The organism is Algoriphagus sp. 4150, assembly GCF_031457395.1.
Classification (GTDB): domain Bacteria; phylum Bacteroidota; class Bacteroidia; order Cytophagales; family Cyclobacteriaceae; genus Algoriphagus.
On record NZ_JAVDWS010000010.1, the window covers coordinates 137,919 to 156,399 of the forward strand.

The following is an 18,481-nucleotide window of genomic DNA, read 5'->3' on the forward strand; positions in this document are numbered from 1 at the left end:
GCTAAATTTGCGGTCACAACGATTTTTACCTAATGAGCGACAGCCCGACCAACACCCTGATTACCTGGGTGGAAGTATCAAAAAATTCTGATTTCACGATTTACAATCTCCCTTTTGGGATTTTTGAAAACAAAAGACTTAGTCCACGTGTTGGAATTGCAATCGGCGATAAGATAGTGGACTTGAGTATTCTGGATCAGGAAGGCTTTTTTTCTGATATGTTTTTGCCTGAAGGAGTATTTCTGAGCAAATCATTGAACGATCTGATCGGATTGGGTAAAGTCATCACAAAAAAAATCAGGGAGCGTGTGCAGGACCTCCTGTTGGCAGACAATGAAAAACTGAGAGATCATTCTGCAAGAGGAAAGGTGATGGTAAACCGAAAGGAAGCGACCATGCTCTTGCCTGTGAAAATCGGTGATTACACGGACTTTTATAGCAGCATGGAGCATGCTACCAATGTGGGTAAACTATTTCGTGATCCTGAGCACGCACTTTTGCCAAACTGGAAGCATCTTCCCGTAGGCTATCATGGAAGGGCATCTTCTATTATTCCTTCAGGAGTACCGGTGACCCGTCCCAAAGGCCAAATAAAGGATCCTGAATCTGATTTGCCTGTATTTGGGCCAAGCAAAAAACTGGATTTCGAAGCAGAGTTGGCATTTATCACCGGTAAATCCACCAAGCTGGGAGATTCGGTTTCCACTGCTGATGCAGAGGATTATATTTTTGGCTTTGTTCTTTTCAATGACTGGTCTGCGCGTGATATACAGGCTTGGGAGTACGTACCTTTGGGACCGTTTTTGGGAAAAAGTTTTGCTTCTTCTATTTCGCCTTGGGTGGTGACCTTGGAAGCTTTGGAGCAATTCAAAGTAGAAGGTCCCGTACAGGAACCTGAAGTTTTGGATTATTTGAAATGTGAAAAATCCCACAGTTTTGATATACAATTAGAAACATATATTCAGCCTGAGGGTGAGAAGAGCAGCAGAGTTTGCGCTTCTAATTTCAAATACATGTACTGGAATGTAGCCCAGCAATTGGCGCACCATACGGTGAATGGCTGCAATATCAACGTAGGGGACATGATGGCTTCCGGTACGATCTCCGGCGAGGAACCGGATTCCTACGGCTCTATGCTGGAACTTTCCTGGAATGGGAAAGAGCCCGTAAAGCTTGAATCGGGCACAGAAAGGAAGTTTATAGAAGATGGAGATACGGTGATTATGAGAGGATTTTCGGAGAAAGACGGTATTAGGGTGGGATTTGGAGAAGTAAAAGCCACGATTCTTCCCGCGAAGTGATTTGCAAAAAATACTAAATTAAAACCCTGACTTTAGTAAAAGTCAGGGTTTTTTTATGCTCATTTCCATACTGTTTTTTCATTTAGTTGATAGCTTTGCTAAGTATTGGATATCAGGTTGTTGAGTTATTTTTCTCATGTGTAGATGTCCGTAGGTTCCCGATGATTGTATGTCTTCTCATGTGTAAATCGGGATTGTGATTTTCATGTCTGTCTCACTTTTTTAGAGACAATTTTTCCTTACAAACTTTCTTAATTTATCAAAACAAATGGCTAAGCTTAGAAATTTATCTATTACAACTCCTATTATTTTTGCCATGCCTCTGCGCAGCGAGTGGGCAGTGAACCCTGTTGACATCAATAAGCCTATTATGGCCGGTGATTGGGACGGGTCGGGTAGCCTCAAATTCACACGTGGTTATGTAATGGCCAAAAATGACGCTAATTTTCTCTACCTCACGCTGGATGTAGTGTCTGATACAGGAAATGATGCAGGTACGAACGATTACTTTTGGTTGACGTTTGACAATAACCGCGACCGTGCGATCACTTCGGGTGTAGATGTAAACTATGGCTTGTATCCGGGCCAACCAAACAAACTGGGCAGACAGAAGTACCTTGGACCAGGGCAATGGACGGGACTGCTTGCGGATCCATCCAATTCTGCTGTAGTTCAGGAGTTTGGACCCAGCCCCAATTCTGATGTATCTCACAGAATCTGGAAATTCAGGATAGAACTCAGTGAGATCAATGTGGCGCTTTCCTGGCCATTGAGTACTCCTTATACCTATTTTGGGTTTAGGGTGAAATCCAGCAATCCCGGGTTTACGACTGACTTTCCGGGAGATTTTTTTAAGGACTTCACAAAACTTCGTCAATTGGTTCTGAGCAGGAAACCCACAATACCTTCTAAAGACTTGGGACCATTGGTAGGAAGTGTGGGATTGATACCGACGACTAAAATCTCTGCATCGGGCCGGGCAACAACTGATTCTGGATATTACCATTTTGTAGAGAATGCGGCATTTGGAGGTACGTTGAATCTGATAGGTAACCGTACGAAACTTCAGCAACTCTGGACAGCGGAAAACAGGAAATACAAAGTGGAAATAGCCGCTCCCGGTGGTTCGTTCGTCAAACTGATCAGTAACTGGTCAAATTATCGCTGGACAGGATCAACTTATGCGTTGGAATCATTTGCCCCCTCGGCAAACGGGTACTACCAGATGGCCAATCCCGGGACGGATTACTCGATAGATGACTTATTGGTTCAATTTCCTACTACGGCGCTATTGCCCGGACTATATAGAATCAAAGTGACATTCTTTGTGGGAGCCAGTACCACTACTGTGGCAGCGGAACAGGAATTGCGGTTGTTTATCGATAACCATGTGCCCTCTTCCATTATAGAAAGTGTGAAACATGGCAGTGGTGAAGTGTCTGCCTGCGCGATAGAAACTATCGGAGCAGCTCCTGATGGGTTGAATTTCCGAATTACTGCCAATGATCCGGAAGGGAATCTTCGTTCAGTTAATTTTTATGCAACTTATGGAGCTGGCCTTTCTGCCTCTATCTATAGCGAAGGTTATACTCCTGCAAAGGGTAACTGGGCCGGATTTGTCAACAAACTAATTCCTGCATCCGGGAACTGGAGACCCCCACAATCTTGTGCGTATAGTTTTGTGTTGTCTGTTTCGGCTAGAACAACTAATGGCTATTCTTGGGTGGGTTATAATAGTACCCATCGCAATCTGACTCTTTTAATAGGTTAAAGAATAAATGGTCTATAATCGAAAGCCACTTCCGGTAGGGAGTGGTTTTTTTATGGAAGTTGCTTTACCACAGTGGGCACAGTAGTTCGGCAAGCTCACCAACCAAGGATTTCGCAGAGGACGCAGTTTAGAAATAATTTTCCGGCTGTCCGACTGCCGTGGATATAGCTCGTCTCTCCGTTAGATGGGAAGTCCTAATTCATGGTTATTTTTTCTTGGAAGAGCTTCCTCCGGATAGTTTATAGATCAAAAAACCGATTCCAACCACAAAATGGGCAATGACAATTCCGATAATAATGTAGATGAGGGTGTCAGACATGATTTTAAAAGTATGGTCTTCTAATATTTACTATCCAAAAAGCAAAAAGCCATCGTTTAGGATGGCTTTTGTATTGAAGGTAATGGGCAAAATCTTATTTGAATCCGATTTCTTCCAGACCTTTATGACTGATTTTGATGGCTTCCATAGGATCCAAACCGAACGTCTGATCTTGTTCTACTAGGTAAAATTCCATTCCTGATTTATCTTTTTCTGCCAAAATTCTTTTGAAATCAATCGAACCTGTACCTACAGGAGCGAACTTTCCTTCCTCATTCATGTCTTTCACATGCCAAGCTTTGAAGCGACCTGGGTATTTTTCGAAGTAGTCCAAAGGATCTACCTCTGCTTTGGTTACCCAGAAAAGATCCATCTGGAAGTTGACAAATTTGGGATCACATTTTTCCAAAAGTAGGTCTTCGATGATTGTTCCATCTTCCATCGCCTTGAATTCAAAGTCGTGGTTATGGTAAAGGAGTTTAATTCCGGCTTGAGTACATTTTTCGCCCAGGGTATTCATGATAGTAACCAATTCATCGGGAGTACCTTTCATACCCATGCCTTCAGGACCAAAAGTAAACATGCCCATCGGAGGTACAGGAATAACAAAATATTCAATTCCTGCTGCTTTTACGTCAGCAATCAACTGATCTGCGTTTTCCATGTTTACCATTCCCATGTGGGCGCTCTTGACAGTCATGCCGAGTGATTCCACGTAAGATTTGAACTCTGTAGGAGCCATGCCGTAGAATTTTCCATCTTCATAGTTTGCTGACTCTACATAAGCGTAACCGGCATCGGCTACAGCCTGTAGCGTGTTTTTTGGATTGAGAGCCATGGAGTCACGGACTGTATAAAGGGCCAATCCGCCGAAACTTGTGCTTTCTACTGTTGTTGTTGCTGTTGTTTCTTCCGTTGCTGTTTTACTGTCACAGGCTGTGAAGCCAAGCGATAGTGCCAGAAGAAAGCTGATACTAAGGTCTAAGTGTTTTTTCATGTGTTTATAATTTGTTTTTCAATGGGCACATGGAATCTCGTTCGGTGAATAATCATTCCTCCGTGTGACTCTTGAGTCATGCTCGATTTCATGTGTTTATAATTTGTTTTAAAAGGTCATGCCTATCTGCCTTAGGCAGAATCGATTTCTTGTTAGGTTTTTATCGAGTTCAAGTTAGCTAAATCACGTTAATATTAAATGTCTGTCATGATATACTGTTAGGTAGAGCTTGCTAAGAAGGATCAAGTGCCTTAAGCTGCAATCATCCCATCTCTTAGGCGGGTAGAGGAGTTACTTTTCTTTCCTGATATTTGGTTCGGTATTGCATGGGGGATAAGTCGGTTTCCCTTTTGAAAATTTTCCGGAAAGCTTCCGGGTCTGTATATCCTACTTCATACATAATTTCACTGACGGTTAAGGTTTCCTGTTCCAGAAATTTTTTGGCCGCCTCCACCCTTATTTTTTGGATATAGACTATCACTGTATGATGTGTTGCGTTTTTGAATCTTCGCTGAAAAGTACGATGTCCCAAATTGGCTATATCTGCCAGCATTTCCAGGTTTAGCTGATCTTGGTAATGACGCTCAACGTATTCCTGAACCTTATGGATAGCGTCGTCATTGTGAAACCTACTGCCTTCGAAAGCGGCATAAGGGCTTTGACTCTCCCTGTCCATGTCCACCTCAAAATATTTACTTGTCCGTATGGCAATTTCGTGATTTGAAAATTTACCCACCAGATAGATTAACAGATTCCAATAGGAATTAGCCCCTCCGCTGGTATACAAACCCCTGTCATCAGTGATCACTTGATTGACAAGTCGAACCTTGGGGTAGGTTTCCCGAAATTCGTTAATGGATTTCCAATGGGTAGAACACCATCTGTCATCCAAAAGGCCGGTTTCTGCCAGTAGAAATGCACCCACGCAAAGGCTGGCCACCTGAGCACCGTTTTGGTATTGTTGCTTGATCCAGGGGATAAAATCCTTATTGAGGGCTATACTTTCACAAACATCCCCGCTTACCGGGGGAATTAGGATCAGATCGGTTTTCCCAAGCTCATAAATGGTGGTGTCAAGTTGGATGGTATAGATCCCATTGTCAAGTTCCACTTCCTTGGAAAGTCCGACAAGTTGCACATCAAACAAAGGGGGTATCCCGGCCTCTTTCAGGAAATCATTCACGCTACTGAACATATACCGTGTGTTGCCTATTGCGGCAATCAGGGCTTTATTCGTGACCAGTATGGAGATATGCTTCATAAGACCAAAGTTATAAAAAAAGCAGGGGTGGCATTATTGGAAGGTAAGTTCGTCGTTTTTGCCTACTTTGTTTTGCAGGGAACGTGTTACTTTTGAAATAAATAACCGGCATATAATTAATTCCCTATGAAAAAGGCACACTTCATCATGCTCCTATTACTTTTTTTGGTTGGCTTCTCTGCTTTTGGCCAAACGGGCAGTTCAAACGGACAACCAAACCTTATCAATACAGAAATGTTGAAAAAAATGACGGTTGCCATAGAAAATCAAACCTATCCCAACGTTCATAGTGTATTGATACATTACAAAGGAGACTTGGTTTTTGAGAAATATTTCTCAGGCAAAGATGAGTCTTGGGGCACAGACTTGGGAGTGGTTGAACATGGTGAAAACACCCTACATGATTTAAGAAGTCTGACCAAAAGTATCGTATCTATTTGCTTTGGACTTGCCATTCAAAATGGGTTTATAGAAAATGTAGAAGAAAAGGTATTTACCTATTTTCCTGAATATGGGGACCTCAATATTGGCCTTCATCAGGAGATTACCTTAAAGCATCTCCTGACAATGACTTCAGGGTTGGAGTGGAATGAAGACCTCCCTTATACCAATCCGAAAAACTCGGAAACTGCCATGGTGATGAGTGATGACCCTATTCGCTATGTTCTGAGTAGGCCTTTGCAAGAATCGCCCGGTAGTGTGTGGAACTACAACGGGGGCACTACTGAATTGCTTTCTGTCATTTTGCATAAAGCTACCGGATTGAATATAGAAGAATTTGCTGTTGAGTATCTGTTTAAACCATTGGAAATAGCTACTTATTATTGGACAAAAGCGCCTGGACAAGAGCATCCTATAGCTGCATCCGGTTTAAGAATGCTTCCTGCGGATATACTGAAAATAGGTGTGGTTTTATTACAGGATGGTTATTACAAAGGAGAAGAGCTATTAAACAAGCAATGGATAGAAGAATCCTTTACCTCTCATGTAAAGCGCGGAAAGAACGGTGGTTATGGATATCAATTCTGGGTAGACCAATCTCCCGATGGAAAAGAACCGAACAAACTTGTGACGGCAGTAGGAAACGGTGACCAACGTATTTACCTAGACAAGTCAAAACAACTGGTAGTGGTAACAACTGCGGGGAATTATAATATCTGGGATCTTGAAAAAGGGTCATTTCAATTGTTGACAGATTTTGTTTATCCTGCATTGGAGAAATAGAAGTGGGTAAAGGATGGCTTTTTTTAGGTGACGAAGAAGCAAAATGATTAAAATTCCTTCCATCAATATATGCCTTCTTTGGTGGGCTACCGAAAAAAGCAAACACCAAGCGTTTGAGCTTAGAATTAGTATATTAGGTGTATATCAGCTGATACTCATAATTTTTTCAAGGCTTAGCTTTAGCTTTTAGGCGAATGTTGAATTGTTTTCTTATACTTAAACAAGAATAAACAGGTAAAGAAAATGGACCGCTACTTCGATATAATGTTTGCCTATATCAACCAAATCTGGGATATCCCGGAAGGGGACAAAATGGTATGCCGTTTATTCTTTAAACCAATCCAGGTGAAGAAAGATACGATTTTGGAGCCTGCAGGTAAGGTACCCATGTACCATAATTTTATTGTTTCAGGGTTTATGCGAAATTTCCATCTTGATGAAAAAGGGAATGAAGTGACTGTAGATCTCAATGATGGGCCACGGTTTTTTACCTCATTTTTTCATTTTATGAATGGTTCTGTTACCAATGAAAATTTACAGTGTCTCACAGATTGTGAATTGCTTAGAATTTCCCGTGAGGACGTAGATCGCTCAGCAGCCATGGGCAAAACGCAAAAAGATTATACCATTAAAGTGCTTCAGCAAAAGATGGAGCAGGATAAAGAGAGAATCAATGATATGGGGAATCTGACTGCCGAACAGAGATACCTGAAGCTCATTAGGAACCAACCTAATATTATTCGACATGTGCCTTTGAAGTATATCTCATCCTACTTGGGAATCAAGCCGGAGAGCTTAAGTAGAATCAGAAAGGAAATTACTTAACAATTGTTAGGTGGAAATGGACTGATCTTGCGCTAGGTTTATAAAAAAAAGATCACGTCAAAATATAATTCCTGTGAGTTCCACAAAAGCCTTATCCCAATCTCTACCAAATCAGGTTTTTCAATTTTCGATCCGAACTTGGTTCATCGTGGTGTTTATGGGCCAATTGATTTTTGCTTATTACATCATCAGGCTTTATGGAGAATCCGGACTGCAACTCAATTTCGAACGGTGGAATGCGCAGACCACTCACGGGTATATAGCTAAGGATTTGATGGGTAATGTGTTCTTTGGGGTACATGTATTTTTTGCTGCGGTTATTACGTTATTGGGGCCTTTGCAGCTAATTGCTAGAATCAGGAAATTATTTCCTCTTTTCCATAGATTTTCTGGGAGAATTTACCTTGGATCAGCATTTTTGATCAGTTTGGCTGGCTTTTACTTGGCTTGGGTTAGGGGAGCGGCTGGTGGTTTGATAGGTTCTGTTTTCATTTCTATCAATGGTTTGATCATCTTGATTTGTGTTTTTTTTACACTGAGATTTGCCCTTCAAAGACAATTGGATAAGCATTACAGATGGGCAATTCGTTTGTTTTTGGCGATGAGTGGAGTTTGGTTCTTCAGGGTGTTTTTGATGCTTTGGCTGGTAATTCATCAGGCACCTGTAGGTTTTGATGTGGAGACTTTTGAAGGACCGTTTTTAAATTTTCTGTATGTTTTTGTTTATATTTTACCTCAAGTTTTAGCCGAAATTTATTTTATCACCAAGGCATCTACTATACCTAGCTTGAAATTTGTCACGTCGCTATTTTTAGGAGTACTTACTTTGGGGATTGTAGTAGGAATAGCTGCAGCTACGATGGGAATGTGGTTACCGGTGATTTAAGGCTGTTTTCTTAAAGCACTTTTTAATAAAAGGCTGATAGTCTATCCCTGTATAATGTTGGAGGAGATAAAATTTGAATATGATACCCGTAGCGAAATCACCTCGATTTCGTAGCATCATAAAGGGCAGGCACCCGGTTCCATGGTACCTGCCCTCGTTTTTTCTTGGGATTCGTAGTTGAAATGGATTATTAGAGTATCGCTATTATGCCATTAAGTCTAAAACGACATAAAATCAGGTAAGCTCAGCAAGTCTTCTGATTCTCCCGTCTCCCGTCTTCCATCTTCCGTCTCCCTGCCACTATACCAAAGAAAAGGAGGCTGCCGGCATCACTTCGGATATTCATATTAACTTTTATACCAATCGATTTTTCTTGAAATAAACATCGTTGCTGCAAGTGCCACAAACAATCCAATACTTCCGATCAACAAAGCGTAGTCTTGCTGCTTGATGATTACGAATATGAAAATGTAAAATAGCGCCAGTATTCCCGTGAAAATTCCGGTTGTTTTAAGCAGAGGGAAAATACTTTTGGAATACAAAGACAGAAGTCCCACCGTGGCTACACTGGCAATCAGATAGGCAGTCGAAAAGCCTAAATGCTCGGAAAGTGCGATTAACAAGGTATAGTACAAAACCAACCCGAACCCTACCAAAGTATATTGAAGAGGGTGGATTCTTTGCTTGGTAAAGGTTTCCATTAGGAATAATGCGAGAAAACTCAACGTGATGATCAGTACCGCATACTTGGAAGTTCTAATACTCTGTTGATATTGATCCACCGGCATTTTGAGACTTAGGCCAAAGGAACTTTCCCGAAAATTTGGCAACGTGTTGGTGAATTCCTGACCAAATGGCCTGTTGAAATGAAGAATCTTCCAGGTGCTTTCAAAACCATCCTTGTTCAGCACTCTATCTTCAGGCAAAAAATCCCCCTGAAAGCTCGGGTTGGGCCAGTTGCCGGTCAGTTTTAGTTTGGTGGTTTTACCTAAAGGAACAAAGTGGAAATCTTTACTTCCTTTGAGCTTGATTTTGCCTGAAAATGTGAAATCCTTTGATGTGGAATCAAGTGATACAGGGAATTGAAATCCCTTTAGATTAGTTTGAGTATCAGTAAATGGCTCTGAAACAAGCGGGATATTGTTGAGCGTCACATCCGGATTTTCACCTATTCCTCTAAGATCACTGACAGAAATCAATAAAGATGCCTGGTCCCAAAGAACATGTTCGGCAGAGATATCCAGTTTTTCCAGCGCAATGGCACCAAAATCCGCTTTGAGCTGAATGTCACTTTGATAGACCGCCACATCGAAAATCCCCCGATGAAGTGATTCTGCCTGAAGATCTCCCGTGATATCCAATAGATCCGGCAAGAAATAGGCAGTTCTTAGCTCCTTGATTATTTTATTCTCTCCATTACTCTGTACTTCTATGTAGTGGTGATAGGGCAGTGCCAAATAGGGGCCGATGACAGTTTGGGACCTGGACCATTTACCTGTTACTTCATTTTCAGTTTCTTCCAGCCGGGCCTGTCTTTCATTGATAAGATCAGTGGTCAGCGCTTGGGGAATCAGTAAAATAAGAATGATAAATCCGATGATTAGTAGTTTTAGGCTAGTTGATCTGGAGATCCAGTTTTGAAATTTGTCAAGTAGCGAAAGATTTGTGTTTGTTTCCATAGTGTGGTTGTTAAAGTACTTTGAAATTCAAAGTGATTGAATAAATTTTTTTAGCTTTTGTTCTCTTTAATTAAATTTTCGAGGAATTTCAGATGTTCTAGGAAAGCCTGCTTGCCCGCTTCGGTTGCCGAATAGTTGGTCATAGGCTTTCTTCCGACAAAGGATTTGCTCACTGAAATGTATTCCTGCTTCTCCAGATTTCTCAGGTGAGAAGCCAGATTCCCGTCCGTGACCTCCAGGATTTCCTTGAAGGAGTTAAAGTCATACTCGGTATTGACCATCAAGATGGACATCACACGGAGTCTAACCACATTCTCAAAAGCCTTATCGTAAGTCCCCTTCACGTTATCGGTCGTATTTGTAGTACATTATCAATCCATAGATGATGTGCAGCACACCAAATCCCAAGGCCCAAAAAACAAGCCCGTAACCCGGAAAGAAAGCTGATAAAACTCCCAATCCCAATTGGCAGAATCCTAAGTATTTGATATCGCTTAATGTGAAGTGAGAGGCATTGACTAAGGCTAAGCCATAGAAAATTAAGGTGGCTGGGGCAATAATAATGACATAGCCCCTTGTGAATAAAGCAAGACAGAATAACCCTCCCATGATTAAAGGAATGGCCAATGCCATTACAAACCGTTTGCTTGCCGAAGTCCAAAATTTGCCTGCACTTCGTTTGCTTTTTTGTTGGCTGAGTATCCATGCAGTACCAATAGAGAGTACTAGCACGACAAGTGCTGTAGCAAGTAATTTGAAGAGAATAGCTTCTTCGGTGATGTATGAAAATCTATAGCCAAAGGGAGAGTTTGGATAATAGATCCAAGCATAAGCCATGCCCGCGGCGATCAGGGCATAGGTGCCGGCCAATATTCCGGAAAGTCCGCTGAGGGACAGAAAGCGGGTGCTCCGCTCCATCATGGATTTGATTTCGGCAAGTTCTTGTTCGGGCTTTCTCATATGTAAAAGTACTTTGAGTTACAAAGTAAATTTAAATAATTTATATTTCACTATTCTTGAAAAAAAATATCCCGATATTTTTATCGGTTACTCTTATTCAAACTGGGAAAGTCTCTTAAACACTTCTTCCTTATAGGATCTGCTAATAGTTAGGGTTTTTCCTCCTATGTCCAGATATTCATGGGTGTAGGAGTTTATCGCTGAGATGCTGGCGATGAAAGATCTGTGAAATCGGATAAATTGATTTTCAGGAAGTTTGTTTTCGAAATTTGAAATGCTTTCCCGAACTACTAGGCTGCGTGCATTTGTGTGTATCTTGATATAATCTGCATAGCTTTCTATATACAGAATATCTTTCAGTGCAATTTTCTCCATTTTTCGATCTTGGCGCACAAACAGGAATTCAGGCTTTTCAGGAATCGCGGTTTGCCTGTTGTGGTCAAGAGATTCTCTGACTTTCGTGACAGATTTTAAGAATCTACTATATGGAATAGGCTTCAGCAAGTAATCCGTCGCTTCCAGATTGAAGCCTTCTAAAGCATATTCCCTATGGGCGGTGGTGAATACTACATGAACTTCTTTAGGGATGATTTTGGCGAATGCCAAACCATCAATTCCAGGCATGTTAATATCCAAAAACGCTAAATCTATTTCCTGTTGCTGAACTACATTAAACGCCTCATTTGCATTGCTACAGCAAGCCACCAAGTCCAAGAAATCCAACTTGGCGATATAATCTCTAAGGATTTCCTGAGCGATTGGTTCGTCGTCCACAATGATGCAATTCATGATTCCTTAGGTTGGGTAGTAAATATCTGTAGCTCCACTTCGAAATAACCGTCCGATTTATGAATAGTCAATGTATGAGAATCAGGATATAAAAGCTGCAGCCGTTTTTTAATATTTTGAAGTCCTATTCCGGAGGAGGCCAAGTTTCCTTTCGCTACTGAATCATCATAAGAGTTTCTCAGAAAAAACTCGACTTTATCTGCATAAGCCAAAATTCTTAATTCTACAAAAGCATCCCTCCCCAGGGATTTACCATGTTTGAAGCTGTTTTCTACCAAGGGAAGAAAAAGCATGGGAGCAATCATATGATTACCGGATTTCTGAGGGAAAGTTGAGGTCACCTTTAATTTATTTCCATGCCTCATCTTTTCCAATGCCAGGTAGTCTTTTAAATGATCCATTTCGTCTTCAAGAGGTACCAGCGTTTTTTGGGTTTGGTATAAAAGGTAATCCAATAGGCTAGAAAGTTTGAGAATCAACTCGGGTGTTTCTACACGATTTGCAATTGCTGATCCATAAATGGTATTCAGTGTATTGAATAGGAAGTGTGGCTGAATTTGCATTTTAAGGTAGGATAGTTCCTGCTGCTTAAGCTGCAGTTCACCGTTTAGCAGGGCATATTGAAGTTTCTGATTGTGCAGATGCATTTTATGGCTTTCCCGAAAGGAAGAAAAAAGTGAAGTAAATAAAACCACGATATACACACCTATAATGATCAGGTACAGGTTTTTGCTTAGCATGAAACCTGTATCCATACTTTCCCACGAATTAATAAAAATGACTCCATAAAAGGAGGACATTGCAATCAGGAAAATGGAGATGACAAGGGTATACGCTGTATATAAGGCAAACCAAAAATACCTTTGTCTGAATAGGTATTCAGGGATAAGGTGAAAACTAAAAACATTGACCATACCAAGTGTGGCAGGAAGCAAAAAAACACCAAATGTAAACGCAGGACCCAAATCGGATAGGGTGATGCCAAAGTAAAAAGTAAAGAAAAGAAGGGCTCCTATACAGATCGAAAGCTGCATCAACAATTTTTTGGAGAGTTCTATAAGTAGCTTCTTCTTTGTCATTGAAATAGTCAAGGTCATTCAAAAAATCTTATTTGCCAAGAAAATGCGATGGATGACCGGTTTTGGAGGGTGGTTAACCCGGTTTTTAGATTAAAGCCCTAAACAGGGGTAGTTTTGGTCGAAATCTTCGTTTTACCGGTCATTGATCGCAAAATTTAAGAGCGGAAATTTATTCTGGGTACACTTGTTCCGTAATCAAAAACTAAAACACATGAATTTAATGGGAACTGTATTAGGACAAACATTTATTGGCACCCTGACCGAAAGGTTTGTAGAAGGTGGATTGAATGGTATGCTACTGATTTTAGCAAGTTTGCTATTGGCGATATTTTTTACAGTCAAAGCCTTTGCTAGCCTGAAAAGGGATGCTGCCACCTTTTTGAAGTATAAAAAAATGATTAACCAAGTGGTGCTTCTTGGTTTGGTGATTTCTTTTGCCAACAGTCTATTCGGATTGATTCAGGGATTTGATGCACTTGAGGCATCTGGGGCAGCTGATCCGGGGATCATCGCCGGAGGTTTGAAAATCACCCTGCTTTCTCCTCTTTTCGGCTTGCTCGTATTTATTCTTGGCCACACAGCAACGTTCGTCCTAAGTTGGATGAGAAATGCGGATGCTCAGTAGGAAGTTATATTTAGACCTTCCCATTATTCTAAATCTTTACGTGAATAGAATGAGGAGAGTTAAACCTCTCTCATAGTTGTATTTAATCAAAACATGAAATGAAGACTATTTTTAATGCAATTTTATCGGCTGCATTTTTTTTTACGTCCTGTAACTATGGGGCTAAGGATTCAATAAATTCTGAAATTGAAGAAATCGAAAAGAGCCTAATAACGACTATTCAAATTGAAGGTGTACCGTTTGAAAAACACACTTTATTAGATCGGATGGATCATTACAATGTGCCAGGCTTAAGTATAGCTGTTATAAAAGATCGGAAATTACACTGGGCTAAAGCATATGGACTAGCTAATGATAAAATTGAGGTTAATACCAATACACTTTTTCAGGCGGGTTCTATCAGTAAACCATTGGCCGCACTATCAGTTTTAAAACTAGTTGAAGATGGTATTCTTGATCTTGATGAAGATGTTAATTCTTATCTAAAGAATTGGGAGATACCATACAACGACTTCACCAAAGAACAAAAAGTAACGCTTAAGAGACTACTTTCCCATACTTCCGGATTGTCAGGACATGGCTTTCCTGGCTATCAGCGTGATGAATCTCTTCCTTCCCTGATTCAGATTCTGAATGGTGGAGGTAATACACCTCCGATAATTTTAGATACCATACCGGGTAGTATGTGGAGGTATTCAGGAGGTGGATATACTCTTATGGAAAAAATTGTTGAAGATGTTAGCGGTTTGAATTTTGAAAAAGTAATGGATGATAAGATCCTGAAGCCGCTAGGAATGACTAAAAGTACCTATGAACAGCCTCTACCAGAGGTGCTAGCGTTATCAGCTAGTGCTGCCTTCGATAGAAAAGGTGAAATACTTGATGGTAAGTGGAATAATTATCCTGAACAGGCAGCTGCGGGACTATGGACAACTCCGACAGAACTGGCAAAATATTGTATTGAAATCCAAGCTATCCTTGCAGGTAAAGAGCATGGGATCTTATCCAAAGCAACCATTGAAATGATGCTAACAAAAAGTATGAACAACTGGGGGTTAGGACCTTCGTTAAAAGGGGATAATGATTCTTTGATGTTTGGACATGGCGGTAAAAATGAGGGGTTTACAACTGAAATGATTGCTTTCGCCTACAAAGGAGATGGTGTAATCATTATGACAAACGCCGATAATGGACGTCCCCTGATAAATGAAATCGTTCTGTCCATTTCAAATTACTATGGATGGAAATTAGATAGTCCTGTAATGATAGAGCTCAAGCAATCTGACACTGAACAATTGAAAAAACTGGCTGGTAAATATAGATATAATGGCGAAGGGGGAGCTGTTCAAGCTATAGAAGGGGAATTTGTAGTAGAAGTTAAAATGGAAAATGAAGGATTAAAAATGATTGATAAAAATGGCTATTTCAACACTCGCCTTGCACAAACCGGTATATTGGAATTCACTGAATTGGATGGAGGCCAAGTAATTACATTTCAGCAGAGTGATGAGAATAATTCATACTCATTTTTATATTATGATTTTTTCCAATTTGATAAAATTGATTAACGATGTGACCACCAATCAGAGGTTGTACAAAGGATGGATAAACTTAGTAAACACAACTTCTGCATAAATCGATTTTAGTCGGTTGGAAAGAGTTGTAGCATTTGATAAGCCTACTGCAATTACAAATTTGACAAATAATAGGGTATTTGATTATTGTTGGCTCCTCGATGTTCATCAGTAGAAAAAGGGAAGTGTAGTAATTAAAAGCTTAGGGATACAGTGTGAAAGTCAGAAAGGTGAAAACTGCTACCCCTCCTCCGGAATGGCCATCGTATGGTTGCCGACTAGAAGGCATTTCCCCTCCATCTCCACATAAGTCCGCATAAAATGATATTTGGTAGGAGTGGGGCCCCGATCTACAATAGTGAACCCGGTGACGATGGCCGTGTTTCCTGTGATCGCCACTTTCACATCGCTTTGAGTTCTGGACTGGGTATCACTTGTGCCTTTTGCTGCCTGATCTTCTGCTCGCTTTACCACAGCTTCTTTGGTGTCTATCATCGAAGCATGGTTATGCACCCAAATGAAATCTTCGGCCAAGACATTTCTAAAGAATTCAGGATTTGGATCTAGGTTATTTTCTTCCCACTGGGCATCTAGGGCTATGATGGAAGCTTCTGTAATGCATTTTTGCTGAGAAGAAACAGTAAAAGCCATCATCAAAAAGGCCGATAGTATAATTAGGTGTCTCAAGTTGTCGAGGTTGTTTGTTAAGGGATCAAGATATTGATTTCCAAAGGATTTTTTAAATAGGGAAAATATGTTTTCGATCAATTCATCCAAATAAACATTAGGAAGGAATTCTCCTCCTGACTATTTTGGCGGTATAAACATGACTAAAAATGGAAGAACAAGAGCCTTCATCAGAACAGCCTCTAAAACAAAAAACTGTCTGGAATGTAGATAAGATTATCGGCCTGAGCGCTGTAGTTGTCAGCCTTGCAGCATGTCTTTTGATAGCTTACCAAACATTTCTAATGCGTGAACAGCAATTGTTGTCTGCTCTTCCTTTTCTTTCCCTTGGCAATGAAGGATCCAATACACCCCATTTCAGATATGTACTAAGTAATCAAGGTATCGGACCTGCATTCATTGAGGATGTCAAAATTACTTATAAGGGTAAAGTTTCTGATGTCCATGATCTTGCAGCTTTTTTCATTCAGAATTCCGACGAATTTAAAAATTTAGATCAGGTCTTTCATTCCAATGTTTTTCCCGGAATGCTTATTCCTGCCGGTTCTTATATTGCAATATTTGAAGTAGCCAACTCTATAGTTGATACTGAAAACCTTCATAAAATAATGAACTCTTTTTATAAGGAGGGGCTAACCTTTGAGTTGATTTATACTTCAGTCTATGGAGAGCGGTGGAGAATAACAGAAAGCTCATTGGCTCCGGAGAAATTATAGAGTGGGGCATGAATGTGCTCATTACTACGGGATCGCTTCTCCGCCTCAGGCGGATACCGATGAGGATTGACAACTAGCTTGTGGATTTCTGGCACTGACAGACGCTCATGCCGTCAAGTACTCCGAAAAAAGTACACTTACTCAAGGATCCCGTAAATCCTCATTCGCATTTCGTAAATACAATAAGATTGCTTCTCCGCCTTAGGCGGATCGCAATGACGGGTAACCGATAATGCGTGGTTCATTCTCGGGATTCATTGCTTTGTCCGTCATTGCGAGGAAAAACAAAGACCAAAGGGAATTGTTTTTGACGAAGCAATCTTTTCTGATTTTGGATTTACGAAGTATGATTTACAGTATTATTATACGGGCTACCTTCGGCATTACATTGGCGGCCTGGCCTCTTCACAGTAGTTCTAAAATAGCACTGATCACCAGCTCCGGTTCATCAAGCTGTATAAAATGTCCACTTTCTGTTGTGGTGATTACTTTAAGCTTGGGAAATTGGCTTTCAAGATTACGGTTTAGTTCCTGCTTGATTTGGATTATTTCCTCCGTCAGTAAACCTTCTTCATTTAGCCGTGCTGATTCTATAAGCACCACCGGAATTGAGAATATCCTGTCGTTTTTCCTCATATAACCATCCCATGATCTTCGGCTGGCTATTTCAGCTTGAAATCCTATGGATGAAGTTGGATCAGGGGTATGGATTAAACTGTCTAACCTGCCACGGTCTTCTTCAGGGAAAGTAAGAAGAGCCCTTTCCGTAAGGTATTCATTGCCGGGGTCTACCAGGACCATTCCAATTACTTTTTCAGGATGTTTGACAACAAAATCCCTTGCTACAAATCCACCGAGTGAGTGACCTACCAGGAGCAGCTTCTCAGTGGTACCTGTCTTATCCAGCAATGTCAAAAGTTCCGAGGTCATGTTTTCAATCGTTCGAGATTCATCGACCATTTCAGATTTCCCAATCCCGGGTTTGTCATAGGAAAATGTTCTTGTCACTTTTGAAATTTCCTCTTGAACCCGTCTGAAATCCTCAAGGTCACTTCCTGCTCCGGTGATAAACACTACCGTAGGCGCGCCTTCGCCTGCTATAAAAACATGTTGGGGTTTACCATAAAGCAGGATTTTCTGAAACCCCGCTTCTCTTTGATTCTTACATCCAACTAGACCTAAAGTGCAAACCACTGCAATAGTCATCAGAAAAGATCCTTTTATATGGATTTTAATCATATGGTATGTTTGTAAACTTGTTTTTTTAGTTAAAAAGACTTCTTTCAATGAAGAAGGTATAGTAAAATTGCGATAATCCCCAGCAAGCCTAATAAGTAGATCATCCAATAGGGCTTACGCCTGATTGGGTTTTTACCCCAAAAAGCCTTTGTAAGGTTCATCATCAGCGGTCGATTCTTTGCTATCCAATTATAGGTGTGATCGCTGAATTTTTGAAAGAACCCGGACTTTTGATAGAGTCTGTGCCAGCGTTTTTTTGGTTTTCGGAAATAGTAAAAAGTCCGGTAAGCGGAATCCGGTCCACTGAAAACAGATCCGTCAGTCTCGATTAATCTGGATGCTTTTTTAAACTCTTTGAGTGGAATATCAGGGAAGTCAGAAGCTGCCTCCTGAAAAGTAGTATAGGTCAAACCTTCTGTTTTGCTCTTCCATACAATGATCCAGTATTTGCAAAAACCACATTCCCCATCCCACAGAAACAAGGGTTGGTCGGGAGGGAATTGAGTATGTTGGATTTTTGTGAACATAAGGTGAGAGGAAGACTCTAAT

18 protein-coding genes are annotated in these 18,481 nt (G+C 40.7%); 8 read left to right on the forward strand and 10 right to left on the reverse strand.

The genetic code is table 11. The annotated features are described in order from the left end of the window. The first annotated feature begins 32 nt into the window (after positions 1–32). Positions 33–1,301 carry a fumarylacetoacetase gene (fahA, locus tag J2X69_RS14120; RefSeq protein ID WP_310104402.1) on the forward strand — a complete coding sequence of 423 codons (1,269 nt, stop codon included), beginning with the start codon at positions 33–35 and terminating at the stop codon, positions 1,299–1,301. A gap of 268 nt (positions 1,302–1,569) precedes the next feature. Continuing rightward, on the forward strand, positions 1,570–3,072 hold the full coding sequence (locus tag J2X69_RS14125; protein ID WP_310104405.1) for a hypothetical protein: 1,503 nt from the start codon (positions 1,570–1,572) through the stop codon (positions 3,070–3,072). A gap of 413 nt (positions 3,073–3,485) precedes the next feature. On the opposite strand, the gene J2X69_RS14130 is transcribed toward J2X69_RS14125, so the two are convergent. Beyond that, positions 3,486–4,388, reverse strand: coding sequence for a sugar phosphate isomerase/epimerase (locus tag J2X69_RS14130; protein ID WP_310104407.1), 903 nt, complete (start codon positions 4,386–4,388; stop codon positions 3,486–3,488). A gap of 274 nt (positions 4,389–4,662) precedes the next feature. After that, entirely contained in the window at positions 4,663–5,649 is a 987-nt protein-coding gene (locus J2X69_RS14135) for a helix-turn-helix domain-containing protein (RefSeq protein ID WP_310104409.1), read from the reverse strand. A gap of 126 nt (positions 5,650–5,775) precedes the next feature. Here J2X69_RS14135 and J2X69_RS14140 point away from each other — a divergent pair, with 126 nt between their 5' ends. The 3 genes from J2X69_RS14140 to J2X69_RS14150 all read left to right on the forward strand — a co-directional run bounded on the left by J2X69_RS14140 (position 5,776) and on the right by J2X69_RS14150 (position 8,584). After that, entirely contained in the window at positions 5,776–6,873 is a 1,098-nt protein-coding gene (locus J2X69_RS14140; protein ID WP_310104412.1) for a serine hydrolase, read from the forward strand. 243 nt (positions 6,874–7,116) lie between these two features. Beyond that, on the forward strand, positions 7,117–7,698 hold the full coding sequence (locus J2X69_RS14145; protein ID WP_310104414.1) for a Crp/Fnr family transcriptional regulator: 582 nt from the start codon (positions 7,117–7,119) through the stop codon (positions 7,696–7,698). A 73-nt stretch (positions 7,699–7,771) separates the two neighbouring features. Then, positions 7,772–8,584 carry a DUF2306 domain-containing protein gene (locus tag J2X69_RS14150; protein WP_310104417.1) on the forward strand — a complete coding sequence of 271 codons (813 nt, stop codon included), beginning with the start codon at positions 7,772–7,774 and terminating at the stop codon, positions 8,582–8,584. A gap of 347 nt (positions 8,585–8,931) precedes the next feature. On the opposite strand, the gene creD is transcribed toward J2X69_RS14150, so the two are convergent. From creD to J2X69_RS14175, 5 genes are all read right to left on the reverse strand, one after another. Next, positions 8,932–10,263 (reverse strand): cell envelope integrity protein CreD, encoded by a 1,332-nt coding sequence (gene creD / locus J2X69_RS14155; RefSeq protein ID WP_310104420.1) that lies wholly within the window; start codon positions 10,261–10,263, stop codon positions 8,932–8,934. Positions 10,264–10,313: 50 nt separating this feature from the next. Then, positions 10,314–10,607 (reverse strand): transcriptional regulator, encoded by a 294-nt coding sequence (locus J2X69_RS14160; RefSeq protein ID WP_310104423.1) that lies wholly within the window; start codon positions 10,605–10,607, stop codon positions 10,314–10,316. A gap of 1 nt (position 10,608) precedes the next feature. Continuing rightward, positions 10,609–11,223, reverse strand: coding sequence for a hypothetical protein (locus J2X69_RS14165; protein ID WP_310104426.1), 615 nt, complete (start codon positions 11,221–11,223; stop codon positions 10,609–10,611). Between the two features lie 93 nt (positions 11,224–11,316). Continuing rightward, positions 11,317–12,012 (reverse strand): LytTR family DNA-binding domain-containing protein, encoded by a 696-nt coding sequence (locus J2X69_RS14170; RefSeq protein WP_310104429.1) that lies wholly within the window; start codon positions 12,010–12,012, stop codon positions 11,317–11,319. Further along, positions 12,009–13,091 (reverse strand): histidine kinase, encoded by a 1,083-nt coding sequence (locus J2X69_RS14175; protein ID WP_310104432.1) that lies wholly within the window; start codon positions 13,089–13,091, stop codon positions 12,009–12,011. Before J2X69_RS14175 ends, J2X69_RS14170 begins: the two co-directional genes overlap by 4 nt. Positions 13,092–13,311: 220 nt before the next feature. Here J2X69_RS14175 and J2X69_RS14180 point away from each other — a divergent pair, with 220 nt between their 5' ends. Both J2X69_RS14180 and J2X69_RS14185 read left to right on the forward strand, forming a co-directional pair. Continuing rightward, positions 13,312–13,716 (forward strand): hypothetical protein, encoded by a 405-nt coding sequence (locus J2X69_RS14180; RefSeq protein WP_310104435.1) that lies wholly within the window; start codon positions 13,312–13,314, stop codon positions 13,714–13,716. Between the two features lie 98 nt (positions 13,717–13,814). Continuing rightward, the gene (locus J2X69_RS14185; protein WP_310104438.1) at positions 13,815–15,284 is read left to right on the forward strand and encodes a serine hydrolase domain-containing protein; all 1,470 of its coding nucleotides are present in this window, start codon (positions 13,815–13,817) and stop codon (positions 15,282–15,284) included. A gap of 246 nt (positions 15,285–15,530) precedes the next feature. Here the strand turns inward: J2X69_RS14185 and J2X69_RS14190 are convergent, their stop codons facing one another. Further along, complete coding sequence (locus tag J2X69_RS14190; RefSeq protein ID WP_310104441.1) at positions 15,531–15,977, reverse strand: nuclear transport factor 2 family protein; 447 nt, start codon at positions 15,975–15,977, stop codon at positions 15,531–15,533. A 149-nt stretch (positions 15,978–16,126) separates the two neighbouring features. Here J2X69_RS14190 and J2X69_RS14195 point away from each other — a divergent pair, with 149 nt between their 5' ends. After that, the gene (locus J2X69_RS14195; protein WP_310104445.1) at positions 16,127–16,693 is read left to right on the forward strand and encodes a hypothetical protein; all 567 of its coding nucleotides are present in this window, start codon (positions 16,127–16,129) and stop codon (positions 16,691–16,693) included. A gap of 405 nt (positions 16,694–17,098) precedes the next feature. Here J2X69_RS14195 and J2X69_RS14200 read toward each other — a convergent pair whose 3' ends face one another. Then, the gene (locus J2X69_RS14200) at positions 17,099–17,932 is read right to left on the reverse strand and encodes an alpha/beta hydrolase (RefSeq protein ID WP_310104449.1); all 834 of its coding nucleotides are present in this window, start codon (positions 17,930–17,932) and stop codon (positions 17,099–17,101) included. Between the two features lie 44 nt (positions 17,933–17,976). Next, positions 17,977–18,459, reverse strand: a complete 483-nt coding sequence (locus J2X69_RS14205; RefSeq protein WP_310104452.1) for a DCC1-like thiol-disulfide oxidoreductase family protein — start codon at positions 18,457–18,459, stop codon at positions 17,977–17,979. Positions 18,460–18,481: the final 22 nt, after the last annotated feature.

Excerpts from the sequence above, each read along its gene's own strand:
- fahA (WP_310104402.1), top strand. The coding sequence starts at position 33 with ATGAGCGACAGCCCGACCAACACCCTGATTACCTGGGTGGAAGTATCA.
- J2X69_RS14125 (WP_310104405.1), top strand. The coding sequence starts at position 1,570 with ATGGCTAAGCTTAGAAATTTATCTATTACAACTCCTATTATTTTTGCC.
- J2X69_RS14130 (WP_310104407.1), bottom strand. The coding sequence starts at position 4,388 with ATGAAAAAACACTTAGACCTTAGTATCAGCTTTCTTCTGGCACTATCG.
- J2X69_RS14135 (WP_310104409.1), bottom strand. The coding sequence starts at position 5,649 with ATGAAGCATATCTCCATACTGGTCACGAATAAAGCCCTGATTGCCGCA.
- J2X69_RS14140 (WP_310104412.1), top strand. The coding sequence starts at position 5,776 with ATGAAAAAGGCACACTTCATCATGCTCCTATTACTTTTTTTGGTTGGC.
- J2X69_RS14145 (WP_310104414.1), top strand. The coding sequence starts at position 7,117 with ATGGACCGCTACTTCGATATAATGTTTGCCTATATCAACCAAATCTGG.
- creD (WP_310104420.1), bottom strand. The coding sequence starts at position 10,263 with ATGGAAACAAACACAAATCTTTCGCTACTTGACAAATTTCAAAACTGG.
- J2X69_RS14165 (WP_310104426.1), bottom strand. The coding sequence starts at position 11,223 with ATGAGAAAGCCCGAACAAGAACTTGCCGAAATCAAATCCATGATGGAG.
- J2X69_RS14170 (WP_310104429.1), bottom strand. The coding sequence starts at position 12,012 with ATGAATTGCATCATTGTGGACGACGAACCAATCGCTCAGGAAATCCTT.
- J2X69_RS14175 (WP_310104432.1), bottom strand. The coding sequence starts at position 13,091 with ATGACAAAGAAGAAGCTACTTATAGAACTCTCCAAAAAATTGTTGATG.
- J2X69_RS14180 (WP_310104435.1), top strand. The coding sequence starts at position 13,312 with ATGGGAACTGTATTAGGACAAACATTTATTGGCACCCTGACCGAAAGG.
- J2X69_RS14185 (WP_310104438.1), top strand. The coding sequence starts at position 13,815 with ATGAAGACTATTTTTAATGCAATTTTATCGGCTGCATTTTTTTTTACG.
- J2X69_RS14195 (WP_310104445.1), top strand. The coding sequence starts at position 16,127 with ATGGAAGAACAAGAGCCTTCATCAGAACAGCCTCTAAAACAAAAAACT.
- J2X69_RS14200 (WP_310104449.1), bottom strand. The coding sequence starts at position 17,932 with ATGATTAAAATCCATATAAAAGGATCTTTTCTGATGACTATTGCAGTG.
- J2X69_RS14205 (WP_310104452.1), bottom strand. The coding sequence starts at position 18,459 with ATGTTCACAAAAATCCAACATACTCAATTCCCTCCCGACCAACCCTTG.